A 13,926-nucleotide genomic window follows, 5' to 3' on the forward strand; every position below is an offset into this window, starting at 1 on the left:
TGGAGCGGTGGGGGGGGCAGGCGGAGTCGGAACACCACACGCGTTCGCTGCGTTTTTGCCTTCGCCATGCCTTCACCCGAACCCCCGCTTCGCGCCCCGGCCCTTGCGCTGGCGCAACGGCGTTTGTGGGGCAGCGAACCGGTGGTTCGCAAACTGTCCCTCTCACCCCGAAGGGAGAGGGGCTTCAGGCATTACGCGATGCCGGGTTCGTAGCGAGGAAACTGCCGGGCGATGTCGGTGCCGGTGAAGTGGCCGACCCAGCCGTCCGGCTCGGTGAAGAAGCGGATCGCCACGAAACTCGGCTCGGCGCCCATGTCGAACCAGTGGGTGGTGCCGTCCGGTACCGAGATCAGGTCGTCCTTGACGCATTCCACCTCGTAGACCTTGCCGTCCACGTGCAGGGTGAACAGGCCCGAGCCGGCGACGAAGAAACGCACTTCGTCCTCCTTGTGGTAATGCTCGTCGAGGAATTTCAGGCGGATCTCGGCGCGGTTGGGATTGTCCGGCGCGATCGAGGCCACGTCCACGCTCTTGAAACCGTGCGTGGCCACCAGGCGGTCGATGTCCTCGCGGTAGGCGGCGAATACCTCTTCCTGGCTGGCGCCCGGCGCGACCGGATGTTTCGCCTGCCAGCGCTCGAAGGTGACGCCGATCTTCTTCAGCTCGGCGCTGATGACCCCGCCGTCGCGGCTGTCCAGCAGCGGCGTGGCGGGATCGGTGTCGTTGAAGATGCGCAGTCGGCTCATGGCGGCGGCTCGAGGCGTGGGGGACGAAAAGGGTAGCAGGCATGGGCGCGCCATTGCGCCGGTAGGAGCGACTTCAGTCGCGATGGGGCATTCCCATTGGGCATCTGCACAGGAGCCAGGCCGCCACGGAAGCAACTGCTTGCAAGCCCCATCGCGACTGAAGTCGCTCCTACGGGGTGATGCGGCGGTCAGGCCGGGGTGCGCAGCCGGCGCAACTCCAGCTCGCAGTGGAGCAGGAACTCGAAGGCTTCCAGATGGCGGCGCGCCTCGGCCATGTCGCGACCCCAGGCGTACAGGCCGTGGCCGTCGATCAGGTAGCCCCACATCGGGCCCTTGTCCAGTTCGGCTTCCACCTGCGCGGCGAGCACGTCCATGTCCTGGGTGTTGGGAAACACCTTCAGGTCCACCGCGGTCTCGTGGGTGGAATTGCCGTGCAGCGCCTTGAGCAGTTCGTAGCCCTCCAGGCGGATGTGGCCGTCGCCGCCGTACAGGCGCGAGGCGATGGTCTGCACCGGCGAGTGCGTATGCAGCACGCAGTCCACTTCCGGGAAGCGCGCGTAGAGCTGGGTGTGCAGCAGGGTTTCGGCCGAGGGGCGCAGCGGACGGCCCACGGCCTTGCCGTCGAAGTCCACGACCATGATGTCGGTCTCGACCAGCCGCCCCTTGTCCTTGCCGGACACGGTGATCGCCGCGTGGCGTTCGTCCAGGCGGTGCGAGAAGTTGCTGCTGGTGGCCGGCGTCCAGCCGGCGCGCGCCAGTTCGCGCACGTTGTCGATCAGCAGCTGGGCCAGTTCGCTCAGGCGCTGGGCGTCGTAGGGAGCAGAGGGGGCGTTCATGCCCGCAATTCTACGAGGTGCGTGCAACCGGTGTGTAGCGTCCGGCCGCCGGCCGGGTGTGGAGCGGTGCCGGCCGGCGGCCGGCACCTGCCCGTTGCCTCACCGGCCCTGTTGCCGCAGCTTGCTGTGGCGGTAGCTGTAGGTGAAGTAGATGATGAAGCCGGTCAGCGTCCACAGGCCCATCAGCATCCAGTTGTGCAGGGTCATCGCGGTGAGCAGGGCGATGCAGCTGAGCACGCCGAGGCTGCAAAACAGCCAGGCGGCGGGCATGCGGAACGGGCGCGGCAGTTCCGGGTGGGTACGGCGCAGCACCAGCACGCCGGCGCAGACCGCGGCGAAGGCGATCAGCGTGCCCATCGAGGTCAGCTCGCCGAGGATGTCCAGCGGGAACAGCGCCGCCAGCAGGGCGATGCCGATGCCGGTGATGACGGTGTTGATGTGCGGGGTGCGGTACTTGGGGTGGATGCGGGTGAACACCGGCGGCAGCAGGCCGTCGCGGCCCATGATCATGAAGATGCGCGGCTGGCCGATGATCATCACCAGCACCACCGAGGACAGGCCGATCAGCGCGCCCACCTCGACGATGATGCGCAGCCAGCCCAGCTGCGGATGCGCGGCCACCGCGGTCACTACCGGCTCGGCGGTGCCGAGCAGCTTGTACGGCACCAGGCCGGTCATCACCGCGGCCATGGCGATGTACAGCACGGTGCACACCACCAGCGACAGCAGCATGCCGATGGGCATGTCGCGCTGCGGCTTGTGCGATTCCTGCGCCGCCACCGACACCGCCTCGAAGCCGATGTAGGCGAAGAACACCATCGCCGCGCCGCGCAGCACGCCTTCGAAGCCGTACTTGCCCGGGCCTTCGTTGGCGGGGATGAACGGGGTCCAGTTGCCCGGGTCCACGTATTTCCAGCCGGCGAAGATCACCAGCACGATCAGCCCGGTCTTGAGCAGGACCATGGCCATGTTCATCGCCGAGGACTTGCGGATACCCACATAGCAGAGCCAGGTCAGCAGCAGCACCAGGCCGGCCGCCGGCAGGTTGGCGATGGCGCCGGTGGGGCGCAGCTTCTCGTCCAGCGGCGCGTTGACCAGCGCCGCCGGCAGGTGGATGTCGAAATGGCTGAGCAGGCTCAGGAAATAGCCGGTCCAGCTCACCGCCACCGCCGAGGCGGACACGCCGTACTCGAGCACCAGCATCCAGCCGATGAACCAGGCCGACAGCTCGCCGAAGGTGGCGTAGGTATAGGTGTAGGCGCTGCCGGAGACCGGCACCATCGCCGCGAACTCGGCGTAGGCCATGGCGCAGAACGCGCAGCACACCGCGGCCAGGACGAAGGACAGCATGATCGCCGGGCCGGCGTGGTTGGCCGCGGCCTGGCCGGTGATGACGAAGATGCCGCCGCCGATCACCGCGCCGATGCCCAGCGCGGTCAGGCCCCAGGGGCCCAGGGTGCGGCGCAGGCTCAGGCCGTTGGCTTCCTCGTGGGCGGCGTGCGGATGTTTGGTGGCCCACAGTTGCTTGAACATGGTCGGTCTTCGGAAAGTCGGCGCGCAGCGCGCAATGAAACCGGCGCCCTTGGGCGCCGGTCGGAGGAGGTCAGGCGTTCTTGTTCAGCTTGCTGTGGCGCATGCCGTAGCCGAGGTAGATGGCCACGCCCAGCACGTTCCACAGCACGAACACCAGCCAGTGCGCGGCGAAGGCCATCGCGAACAGCGCCAGGCAGATCACCGCGCCCAGCGGCGCGACGAGCCACACCGCCGGCACGCGGAAGGCGCGCGGCATCTCGGGACGGGTGCGGCGCAGGATCAGCACGCCGACGCAGACGGTGGCAAAAGCCAGCAGCGTGCCCATCGCGACCAGTTCGCCGAGCACGTTCAGCGGCACCAGCCCGGCCAGCGCGGCGGCGACCGCGCCGACGATCACCGTGCTCAGGTGCGGCGTGCGGTACTTCGGATGCACCTTGCCGAACACCGGCGGCAGCAGGCCATCGCGGGAAATGGTGTAGGCGATGCGGGTCTGGCCCATCATCATCACCAGCACCACCGAGGACAGGCCGGCGATGGCGCCGATCTCCACCCAGGTCTTCAGCCACGCCAGGTTGGCGTAGGCCTCCAGCGCGGTGGCCACCGGCTTGTCGGTGCCGAGCTTGCTGTAGTGCATGAGCCCGGTCATCACCGCGCAGACCACGATGTAGATGATGGTGCACACCGCCAGCGAGCCGAGCAGGCCGATCGGCATGTTCTTCTGCGGGTCCTTGGTCTCGCCGGCAGCGGTGGAAACCGCGTCGAAACCGATGTAGGCAAAGAACACGATGGAGGCCGCGCGGAACACGCCGCTCCAGCCGAATTCGCCGAAAACGCCGCTGGTGTTGGCGGGGATGAAGGGCGTCCAGTTCTCCGGATTGACGTACATCACGCCGAACCCGACGAACAGGCAGATCACCGCCACCTTGATCGCGACGATCACCGCGTTGACGAACGTGGACTGGGTGACGCCGACGTACAGCAGCCCCGAGATCACCGCGATGATGAGTACCGCCGGCAGGTTGAGCAGCTTGCCGGAGGCCACGAACTGGCCATTCTCCCAGGCGATCGGCGCGGCGGTCAGTGCGTCGGGGAAGGGCAGATGCAGGGTGCTGGTGAGGAAGCTGAGCAAATAGGCCGACCAGCCCACCGCCACCGACGAGGAGGCGAACAGGTACTCCAGCACCAGGCACCAGCCGATGAACCAGGCCATGCCTTCGCCCAGGGTGGCGTAGGAGTAGGAGTAGGCGCTGCCGGAGACCGGCATCATCGCCGCGAACTCCGCATAGCACAGGCCGGCGAAGGCGCAGGCCAGGCCGGCGAGCACGAACGACAGCATGATCGCGGGGCCGGCGTGGTGGGCCGCCGCCTGCCCGGTGATGACGAAGATGCCGGCGCCGATCACCGCGCCCATGCCCAGCAGGATCAGGTGCCTGGCGGTGAGGGTGCGCTTGAGCGTGGCTTCGCCCTGCAGGCTGCCTTCCACCGGTTCGCCGGCATCCACGTGTGCGGCCGGCTCGACCGGCTTGACCCTCAACAGTGTTTTGAGCATTCGCTGTTTTTCCAGACCTGGGTGGTATTCCACGCCTCCAGCGGAGAGGCGCATGGGACGAAGCAAGCTGAACCGCCGGCAACGGCCTACATTGCCAAAGGCCGGGGAAACCGACAAGCGCAGGTGCAGCATGGACGGCGATAATGGGCGCCGGATCGGACCGATGGGATGTGCCTGCAGTCATGCACGAACGGGATGGGAGCCTGCGCGACGCGCTGCGGGACTATGCGCGGCGGGTGCCGGAACACGCGGCGGTGGTGGACGGGTTCGTGTGCCTGCTCGACGAGGGCGGCGACGACCCGTTCCAGCGTTCGCGCCTGGCCGGCCACTTCACCGGCAGCGCCTGGCTGGTCAGCGCCGACGGTCGGCGCGTGCTGCTGACCCATCACCGCAAGCTGGACCGCTGGCTGCAGCTGGGTGGCCACGCCGACGGCGACCGCGACCTGGCCGCCGTGGCGCTGCGCGAAGCGGAGGAGGAATCGGGCCTGCCCGGACTGCGGCTGGAGTCGCATGCGCTGTTCGACCTGGACCGGCACTGGATTCCCGCGCGCGGGCAGGTGCCGGGCCACTGGCACTACGACGCCCGCTACGTCGTGCGGGCCGGTACGGACGAACGTTTCAAGGTCGGCGAGGAATCGCTGGACCTGGCATGGCGCGACATCGCCGCCATTGCCGCCGACGCGCAGGCGGACGAATCCCTGCGGCGCATGGCGCTGCGCTGGCTGGCCGTCACGCGCTGAGGCGCGACAACACGTCGCCGTTCTGTCGTAGGAACGGCTTCAGTCGCGATGCTTTTCGCGGTAATGCCTCCGAAAGCCTTCGCGGCTGAAGCCGCTCCTACGAAAGCTGCCTGGCCGCGAGCGTCCTCAGTACAGGATGCGGGTGCGCAGGGTGCCTTCGATCGCGGCCAGTTCGCCGCGGATCGCGTTGGCCTGTTCCTCGGTGGCGGTGATGTCCACGACCACGTAGCCCAGCTTCGGGTTGGTGCGCAGGTACTGGCCGTCGATGTTGAGGTTGTGGCGCGAGAACACTTCGTTGAGCCGCGACAGCACGCCCGGCACGTTACGGTGGATGTGCAGCAGGCGCAGGCTCTGTTCGTGCTCGGGCAGGGTCACTTCCGGGAAGTTGACCGCCGACAGGGTGCTGCCGTTGTCGCTGTAGCGCACCAGCTTGGCGGCCACTTCCACGCCGATGTTGTCCTGCGCCTCCAGCGTGCTGCCGCCGACGTGCGGGGTCAGGATCACGTTGTCGTGTTCGATCAGCGGCGACTCGAAGCGGTCGCCATTGCCCTTGGGCTCGACCGGGAACACGTCCACCGCGGCGCCGCCGATGTGCCCGGAACGCAGCGCCGCGTCGAGCGCGTCGATCACCACCACGGTGCCGCGCGCGGCATTGATCAGGTGCGCGCCGGGTTTCATCTTCGCCAGCTGGGGCGCGCCGATCATCCACTGCGTGGCGGGGGTTTCCGGCACGTGCAGGGTGACGATGTCGGCGCGGGCGAGCAGGTCGTCCAGGCCGGCCGCCGGCTGCGCGTTGCCCAGCGACAGCTTGGTCTCGATGTCGTGGAAGATCACCTGCATGCCCAGCGCCTCGGCCAGCACGCCGACCTGGGTGCCGATGTGGCCGTAGCCGACGATGCCCAGGGTCTTGCCGCGCACCTCGTGGCTGCCGGCGGCCGACTTGGACCAGCCGCCGCGGTGGCATTCGGCGTTTTTCTGCGGCACGCCGCGGGTCAGCATGATCGCCTCGGCGATCACCAGTTCGGCCACCGAGCGGGTGTTGGAGTAGGGCGCGTTGAACACCGGGATGCCGGCCAGTTCGGCCGCTTCCAGGTCCACCTGGTTGGTGCCGATGCAGAAGCAGCCGGCGGCGATCAGGCGCTTGCCGTGCGCCAGCACCTCGGCGGTGAGCTGGGTGCGCGAGCGCAGGCCGACGATGTGCGCCTCGGCGATGCGCGCCTTCAGCTCGTCTTCCGGCAGGGCCTTGGCGTGGTATTCGATCTGCGTGTAGCCGGCCGCCCTGAACGTCTCCACCGCCGTCTGGCTGACCCCCTCCAGCAACAAAACACGGATGTCCTGCTTCGGGAACGAGGTTTTCTTCGGCGACATGGCGGTGGCGGCTGTGCGAGCGGAGGGAGTTGCCGACTATGCCAGAAGCGACCGCCTCTTGTGCACTGCGACACCTGGTAATGTCTTGATAACCCGACGGTTTCAGCTGAATCCATCGCCGCCGCTGGCGGCCGCTGGACGCGCCGCGCCGCGGCTGGCAGGCTTTCCGGTTTCCCCTGCCGAGCACTTCCGCCGCCATGACCGATCCGCGCCTGGATACCCTGCTGCACGCCTGCCCGGGGCTGCGCCTGAAGACCGATCCGGCCGATCTGGAGCACTACGGGCGCGACTGGACCCGGCGCTGGACGCCGGCCCCGCTGGCCATCGCGTTGCCCGCCAGCGTCGAGGAGGTGCAGGCGGTGGGGCGCTGGGCCAATGAACACACCGTCGCGGTGGTGCCGTCCGGCGGCCGCACCGGCCTGTCCGGCGGCGCGGTGGCCGCCGACGGCGAGCTGGTGCTGAGCCTGGAGCGCATGAACAGGGCGCTGGACTTCGACGCGGTCGACCGCACCCTGACGGTGCAGGCCGGCATGCCGCTGGAAGCCGTGCACAACGCCGCCGGCGAGCATGGCCTGATCTACCCGGTGGACTTCGCCGCGCGCGGTTCCTGTTCGATCGGCGGCAACATCGCCACCAATGCCGGCGGCATCCGCGTGATCCGCTACGGCAACACCCGAGAATGGATCGCCGGGCTCAAGGTCGTGGCCGGCAACGGCGAACTGCTCGAGCTCAACAAGGGCCTGATCAAGAACTCCAGCGGCTACGACTTCCGCCAGTTGCTGATCGGTTCGGAAGGTACGCTCGGCATCGTGGTCGAGGCGACGCTGAAGCTCACCGACCCGCCGCCGGCGACCAACGTGATGCTGCTGGCGCTGCCGTCGTTCGAGGTGCTGATGCAGGTGTTCGCCGCGTTCCGCGAGCGCATGCAGCTGGAGGCGTTCGAGTTCTTCACCGACCGCGCGGTGCACCACGTCACCGCGCACGGCGCACAGTACCCCTTCGCCGAGACCTACCCGTACTACGTGGTGACCGAGTACGCCGCGGCCGACGAGGCGGGCGAGGCCGCGGCGCTGGCCGCCTTCGAGCACTGCATGGAGCAGGGCTGGGTGCTGGACGGGGTGATCAGCGCCAGCCAGGCGCAGGCGCAGCAGCTGTGGCGCCTGCGCGAGGGCATCACCGAGTCGCTGGCGCGCTACCGGCCATACAAGAACGACGTGTCGGTGCGCATCTCGGCGATGCCGGCGTTCCTGGCCGAGGCGCAGGCGCTGATCAACGGCGCCTACCCGCATTTCGACGTGGTCTGGTTCGGCCATATCGGCGACGGCAACCTGCACATCAACGTGCTCAAGCCCGAGGACACCTCCGATGCCGAATTCCTCGGCCAGTGCGAGCAGGTGACCAAGCTGCTGGCGCAGGTGCTGCACCGGTTCCACGGCAGCATCTCGGCCGAGCACGGCATCGGCCTGGTCAAGAAGCCCTACCTGTCCAGCACCCGCGATGCGGCCGAGATCGCGCTGATGCGCGGGGTCAAGCGGGCGTTCGACCCGTTGGGTCTGATGAATCCGGGCAAGCTGTTCGACCTGTAGCCGGCGGCCGGTTACGCTCGCCTCCTGTCCCACGTTTCCCGCCCGCCGATGATCCGTCCGTTCCTGTCCTGCGTCCTGCTCGCCGCCTCCGCGCCGCTGCTGGCGTCCAGCTTTGCCGGCAGCACCGCCGGCACCTCCGCCGGTGCTTCGTCCAAGGGCTCGAGCAGTTCTTCCGGCGACGACAAGGTGATCCAGGCCGCGCGCGAGGAAGCCGCCGGCTTCGTCGCCAGCGACGGCCGGCTGCGCGGCGCGCGGCTGCAGGCGGCGCTGCTGCACCTGCGCCGGCACGATGCCGGCGCCGCCAGCGCCAGCGACATGGAACTGGCCCGGGCGATCCTCGCCCGCTGATGCGCCTGGGGGCGGGGCTTGCCGCCGTGCTGCTGCTGGCCAGCGGCAGCGGCCGGGCGCTGGAACTGGCGCTGGACCCGGCGACGCTGGATGCAGCGCAGCGGCAGCGCGCGCTCGACCTGCTGGCCCGCGTCCAGTCGCGGCTGCCCGCGCGCTGGCAGGCCGACCCGCGGCGCCTGTCGCTGCGCTTCGACCCGCAGCTTCCGGCCGATGTCGCAGGCCGGCACCGCCACGGCGAGCTGCGGCTGTCGCCACGGCTGTTGCAGCTGCCGGCCACGCCGGCCGCGCACGACCTGGCGCAGGCCACCGTGCTGCATGAAATCGCCCACGCCTTCGACCGCGGCGAGGGCGGCGGCTGGTCGCGGCAGGCGCAGTTCCGCCGCCTTGCCGGTTGGGACCGGCGCGGCGCCAACGCCTATGCCCTGCGCAGCCCGGACGGTTACGAGCGCCACAGCCCGGCCGAAGCCTTCGCGGTCAACCTGGAGTGGTACCTGCTCGACCCGCAGTACCGCTGCCGGCGGCCGGCGCTGGCGGCGTGGTATCGAAAGCAGCTCGGGCCGGCGCCGTTGCCCGGGGTGGCCTGCGCCGATGCGCTGCCGCTGCTGGTGGCCGGCGGCGCCGCCGCGCAGCTGGAACTGGAGACGCTGGACCCGGCCCGCGTGTACGCGGTGGATTACCTGCTGGCCGACAGCGGCGAGGCGGCGATGAGCCGCTTCGGCCATGCCATGCTGCGGCTGGTGGTCTGCGCGCCGGGCCGCGAACCGGGCCCGCACTGCCGGATGGACCTGGCCTACCACCGGGTGCTGTCCTTCCGCGCCTTCGTCAACGACGTGCAGGTTTCCAGCTGGCGCGGGTTGACCGGCGCCTATCCGGCGCGGCTGTTCGTGCTGCCGCTGGACCAGGTGATCGACGAGTACACCCGCATCGAACTGCGCGACCTGCAGGCCTGGCCGCTGGCGCTGTCGCCGGCGCAGATCGATGCGCTGCTGCACCTGGCCGCCCGTGCGCACTGGAGCTACGACGGGCGCTATCGCTTCATCGGCAACAACTGCGCGGTGGAAAGCGGGCGCCTGCTCGATCTTGCGCTGACGCCGTCGCGGCGCCGCCTGCAGGCCACCACGCCGCGCGGCGTCCTGCAGCGCCTGCAGCGCGCCGGGCTGGCCGCCCGGCAACGGCCGTCGACGCGCAGCGAGGACGGCCTGTACTTCGCCTCGGCGCGCGAGGACTACCGGCAACTGCTGCAAGGCCTGCAAGAGGCCGGATCGGCGCCGCCGCTGCCGCTGGAGCGCTGGCTGGAGGGCACGGCGCGCCAACGGGGCGAACCGGCGCCGGATCTGCCGCTGCAGGCGACCGCGGCGTGGTGGGTGCTGGAAACCGCCGCGCTGCGCCGGGCCGAGCTGCGCGCGCTCGCGCAGCTGAAGCGACAGCTGGGATCGGGTGCCCCCGAACTGCAGGCGCGCCTGGCCGACTGGCAGCGCTTCAGCGGCCTGTTCGACGCGCCGGCGTCGCTGCTGCCGGCCGCGGGCTACGGCATCGTCCAGCCCGACGAGCTGGATGCGCTGGCGCAGGCGCTGGCCCGGCATGACGAAGAAGGGCAGGCGCGCTGGCAGGCCCTGCACGAAGCCGCCGCACAGGCCTTGCCATCGGCGCAGCGCGAGGAACTGGAGCGGACGCGGCAACGCGTGCATCGGCTGGCCGGGCGCATGCGGCGGCTGGCCGCCGCACCGGACTGAGGCGCGGGCATCGGCGCCGTTCTTGATCCTGGTCAGGGCGGCGGTGGAGGGGAGGCCTAGCATGGGCCGCGTTTCCCACGATGGAGTTCCCGCGATGCATGTGTCCCTCGATCCCGCCCCGCATGTCCACGTCTTCGACGCCCGCGGCGTGGCGCGCCGGTTCCGCCACTCGGCGATCTTCGGCGCGCTGGGCGCGCTGCGCAACGGCGAAACCATGCGCTTCGTCAACGACCACGATCCGATCCCGCTGCTGGGCCAGCTGAGCCAGCGTTTCGGCGAGCACCTGTCGATCAGCTACCTGCAGCGCGGACCGGACGCGGTGGTGATCGACTTCGGCATCCAGGGCCTGCCGGAGGAGTGAACCCCGGTCATGACGGCGCCGCCCCGGGGCGACGTACTTTCCCGGCATCCGCGCCGCCGCCACGCTGGCGGCGACCCGGGACCGGCCATCGGCACGGCGGGTACCCGGGCGACGTGTGGGAATGACTGCCTCCGGCGCCCGGGGCGGCCTTCTTGTGCGTCCAAACGCTGGCGGGAAGGACACGCGTCTCAGAAGTCGTAGGCCACGCTCAGGCGGTTCTCGCGGTAGCCGGCGCTGCGTCCGCGCTGGCGCTGCACGGCGAAGTAGTTGCTCACGCTCAGGCCCTTGAGCGCGCCACCGAAGCGGTAGCTGGCGAAGATCATGTATTCGCGCTGGCCGATGGACGGCTGGTCGGCGGCCGGGCGCAGGTCCATGTACGACCAGCGCGCGCCCCAGCGCAGCCGTTGGTTCGCGGCCACGTCCAGTTCGGCCGACCAGGCATCGCCGCTGCCCAGGTCCTGGGTGCTGGTCAGGTAGGGCTGGGCGAACAGCGGTCCGGAGGTCTGGTAGCTGGCGTAGGGCGTGGCCAGCGCGCCGTTGCGGAACGTACCGGCGCGGTGCGGCATGCGGTTGTGGTTGAGCGTGGCCGTCGCCCGCTGGCCGCGCACGCCGAGCCGCAGGCCGTAAGTGCGGTTGTCCACCGGCCCCAGCAGCGCGGCGCCCTGTTCGTGCTGGCGGGCGACCTGCACGGCCGCGAACGGGCGTAGCGCGCCGTCGCGGGCGGCCAGCTCGGCCTGGCCGTAGTACAGGTCGGCATAGTCCAGGTAGCGGATCATCCAGGCCTGGCCGCTGGCGTCCAGCGGGCCGAATGCCGCCCGGCGGGCGCCGCCCACGGCCCAGAAGCCGTCGCTGGCGGTATCGCCCACGCCCGGGTGCAGCGGCGAGAAGCGGCGGTTGTAGTTGGTGGCGCGCGCGAACGATTCGTCGATGCGCGACTTGTAGCGGAACATGCGCAGCGCGCTGAAATGGTTGCCGCCCTGGCCGTAGCGCAGGCGCACGCCCTGGTAGAGCTGCGGCACGATGCGGAAGTCGTAGCTGGAGGTGAAGGGCACATCGTCGATGGCCTGGTTGCCGGCGCGCAGCAGCAGCTTTCCGCCCTGCCATTGCAGCCAGCTTTCGCCCATCGAGGTCAGATCGCGGCCCAGGTCGCGGTCGCGGCCGCTGCCGGCATGGACCAGGCTGCGCTGCAGGTAGGCGCTGGCGCGCAGCGACACGCCGTGCAGCGGCGCGCTGGTGAAGCCGAGCCGGCCGCCGGTGGCGAAGGTGTCGCGGTCGACCCCGTCGGCGAAGAAGGCATTGCCGGTGGCGTAGTACTGGCCGCGCAGGCTGCCGTCGGCCTGGCCGAGGGCGAACATCTGCCGCAGGTCCTGCGCTTGTTCCGCGGCGCTGGCGACAGCGGGAAACAGCAGGAGGGGCAGGAGGCAGGGGCGGCTGAAGCGCATCGGTCGGTCCGGACAGGGGAAGGCCCCGGGCCGCCGCGGCGGAGGGGGAACTGCCGGGTTATCGGCGCGCCGCCGCCGATCTTCACAGACGACGACGGCGCCCCAGGGGCGCCGTCGCCTGCCGCTGTCCACCGGGTCAGTCGGCGCGGCCGCCGAACTCGCCGGTGGTGGTGTTGACCAGGATGCGCTCGCCGTTGGTGATGTACTCCGGCACCATGATCTCGATGCCGGTGTTCAGCTTGGCCGGCTTCGGGCGCTTGGTGGCGGTACCGCCCTTCAGTTCCGGCGGGGTTTCCACCACTTCCAGGGTGACGTGCTGCGGCATCTGGATGGCGACCGGCTGGTCGTCGATCACCTGCACGTAGATGCCGGTCAGGCCCTCGGTGATGTAGCCGGCGTCGTCGCCGATCACGTCCGCGTCCAGCGTGTACGGGGTGTAGTCCTCGTCGTCCATGAACACGAAGGCATCGCCGTCCATGTACGAGAAGGTGGACTGGCGGCGCAGCAGTTCGACTTCCGGCAGGTTGTCGTCGGCGTCGAAGCTGGCGTCGAGCTTGTTGCCGCCCGGCACGCTGTACATGATGAAACGGAAGCGGACGTTGCCGCCGCGGCCCTGCGGCGAGCTGCGCTCGATGTCGCGGATCTGGTAGACGCCGTTGTTGTATTCGACGACGTTGCCTTTCTTGATATCGCTGGCTTTCATGCTTGGAAAGTCGGTTGGGGTAAGGGATGAATTGAAGCGGGCGCCTTGTGGGCGCCCGCGGGGTGGATCACTTGGGCGCCAGGCGCACGGCGCCATCCAGGCGGATGGTCTCGCCGTTGAGGTAGGTGTTGCCGATGATGTGCCCCACCAGCGCGGCGAAGTCGTCCGGCTGGCCCAGGCGCGAGGGGAACGGGATCGAGGCGGCCAGCGATTCCTGCACGTTGGCCGGCATGCCGTCCACCATCGGCGTCCAGAACACGCCCGGGGCGATGGTCATCACGCGGATGCCGAAACGCGACAGCTCGCGCGCCATCGGCAGGGTCATGCCGACCACGCCGCCCTTGGAGGCGGAGTAGGCGGCCTGGCCGATCTGGCCTTCGTAGGCGGCGACCGAGGCGGTGTTGATGATCACCCCGCGCTCGCCGTCAACGCCGGTCTCGTTGTGCTGCATCAGGTCGGCGGCGGCCTTGGCCACGTTGAAGCTGCCGACCAGGTTGACCATGACCGTGGCCTGGAAGTTGGACAGCGGCATCGGCGCCTCGCGGCCAAGCACGCGGCCGGCGCCGAGGATGCCGGCACAGTTCATCACCACGTTCAGCCCGCCCAGGAACTCGCGCGCGGCGGCCAGGTTGGCGGCCACGCCGGCCTCGTCGGTGACGTTGGTGGTGAAGTAGCGGGCCTTGTCCGTGCCCAGTTCGGCGACCGCGGCGGTGCCTTTCTCCTCGTTGAGGTCGAACAGGGCGACCTTGCCGCCGTTGGCGACCAGGTGCCGGGCCACGGCCAGGCCGAGGCCGGAAACGCCGCCGGTGACGACGGCGCGGACGGAAGACAGCTGCATCGGACGCTACCTGCAATGGGTTGGGCGGTGATTCTAGCCGATGCCGCCGTCCCCACAGCGGGACGGCGGCCCGTTAGTACTGTCGGGGCGCGGGGACGGGCATCGGCTAGAATCACCGCCCAACCCATTGCAGGTAGCGTCCG

At 69.7% G+C, this 13,926-nt stretch carries 13 protein-coding genes; 5 read left to right on the top strand and 8 right to left on the bottom strand.

Features of this window, described 5'->3' with window-relative positions:
• Positions 1-191: 191 nt before the first annotated feature.
• The 4 genes from CQ393_RS16405 to CQ393_RS16420 all read right to left on the bottom strand — a co-directional run bounded on the left by CQ393_RS16405 (position 192) and on the right by CQ393_RS16420 (position 4,664).
• A complete protein-coding gene (locus tag CQ393_RS16405; protein ID WP_153193107.1) occupies positions 192-746 on the bottom strand; it encodes an acireductone dioxygenase in 555 nt (184 codons plus the stop codon).
• Between the two features lie 188 nt (positions 747-934).
• Positions 935-1,582 carry a methylthioribulose 1-phosphate dehydratase gene (locus CQ393_RS16410; protein ID WP_153193109.1) on the bottom strand — a complete coding sequence of 216 codons (648 nt, stop codon included), beginning with the start codon at positions 1,580-1,582 and terminating at the stop codon, positions 935-937.
• A gap of 99 nt (positions 1,583-1,681) precedes the next feature.
• The gene (locus tag CQ393_RS16415; RefSeq protein WP_153193111.1) at positions 1,682-3,115 is read right to left on the bottom strand and encodes an amino acid permease; all 1,434 of its coding nucleotides are present in this window, start codon (positions 3,113-3,115) and stop codon (positions 1,682-1,684) included.
• Positions 3,116-3,185: 70 nt separating this feature from the next.
• On the bottom strand, positions 3,186-4,664 hold the full coding sequence (locus CQ393_RS16420; protein ID WP_153193113.1) for an amino acid permease: 1,479 nt from the start codon (positions 4,662-4,664) through the stop codon (positions 3,186-3,188).
• A gap of 182 nt (positions 4,665-4,846) precedes the next feature.
• On the opposite strand from CQ393_RS16420, the gene CQ393_RS16425 reads away from it, so the two are divergent.
• The gene (locus tag CQ393_RS16425; protein ID WP_153193115.1) at positions 4,847-5,404 is read left to right on the top strand and encodes an NUDIX hydrolase; all 558 of its coding nucleotides are present in this window, start codon (positions 4,847-4,849) and stop codon (positions 5,402-5,404) included.
• Between the two features lie 126 nt (positions 5,405-5,530).
• On the opposite strand, the gene serA is transcribed toward CQ393_RS16425, so the two are convergent.
• The gene (gene serA / locus CQ393_RS16430) at positions 5,531-6,772 is read right to left on the bottom strand and encodes a phosphoglycerate dehydrogenase (RefSeq protein WP_153193117.1); all 1,242 of its coding nucleotides are present in this window, start codon (positions 6,770-6,772) and stop codon (positions 5,531-5,533) included.
• Between the two features lie 197 nt (positions 6,773-6,969).
• Here serA and CQ393_RS16435 point away from each other — a divergent pair, with 197 nt between their 5' ends.
• The 4 genes from CQ393_RS16435 (at position 6,970) to CQ393_RS16450 (ending at position 10,800) form a co-directional block, all read left to right on the top strand.
• Complete coding sequence (locus CQ393_RS16435) at positions 6,970-8,358, top strand: FAD-binding oxidoreductase (RefSeq protein ID WP_153193119.1); 1,389 nt, start codon at positions 6,970-6,972, stop codon at positions 8,356-8,358.
• A 48-nt stretch (positions 8,359-8,406) separates the two neighbouring features.
• Positions 8,407-8,706 (top strand): DUF2388 domain-containing protein, encoded by a 300-nt coding sequence (locus tag CQ393_RS16440; RefSeq protein WP_153193121.1) that lies wholly within the window; start codon positions 8,407-8,409, stop codon positions 8,704-8,706.
• The gene (locus tag CQ393_RS16445; RefSeq protein ID WP_153193123.1) at positions 8,706-10,439 is read left to right on the top strand and encodes a DUF4105 domain-containing protein; all 1,734 of its coding nucleotides are present in this window, start codon (positions 8,706-8,708) and stop codon (positions 10,437-10,439) included. Before CQ393_RS16440 ends, CQ393_RS16445 begins: the two co-directional genes overlap by 1 nt.
• 94 nt (positions 10,440-10,533) lie before the next feature.
• A complete protein-coding gene (locus tag CQ393_RS16450; RefSeq protein WP_153193125.1) occupies positions 10,534-10,800 on the top strand; it encodes a DUF2249 domain-containing protein in 267 nt (88 codons plus the stop codon).
• A 188-nt stretch (positions 10,801-10,988) separates the two neighbouring features.
• Here CQ393_RS16450 and CQ393_RS16455 read toward each other — a convergent pair whose 3' ends face one another.
• The 3 genes from CQ393_RS16455 to CQ393_RS16465 form a co-directional block, all read right to left on the bottom strand.
• A complete protein-coding gene (locus CQ393_RS16455; RefSeq protein WP_194269700.1) occupies positions 10,989-12,155 on the bottom strand; it encodes an OprD family outer membrane porin in 1,167 nt (388 codons plus the stop codon).
• 223 nt (positions 12,156-12,378) lie between these two features.
• Positions 12,379-12,945, bottom strand: a complete 567-nt coding sequence (gene yeiP / locus CQ393_RS16460; RefSeq protein ID WP_153193128.1) for an elongation factor P-like protein YeiP — start codon at positions 12,943-12,945, stop codon at positions 12,379-12,381.
• A gap of 67 nt (positions 12,946-13,012) precedes the next feature.
• On the bottom strand, positions 13,013-13,783 hold the full coding sequence (locus CQ393_RS16465) for an SDR family NAD(P)-dependent oxidoreductase (protein WP_153193130.1): 771 nt from the start codon (positions 13,781-13,783) through the stop codon (positions 13,013-13,015).
• Positions 13,784-13,926: the final 143 nt, after the last annotated feature.

The sequence above is a fragment of the Stenotrophomonas sp. MYb238 genome (genome assembly GCF_009496535.1).
GTDB lineage: Bacteria > Pseudomonadota > Gammaproteobacteria > Xanthomonadales > Xanthomonadaceae > Stenotrophomonas.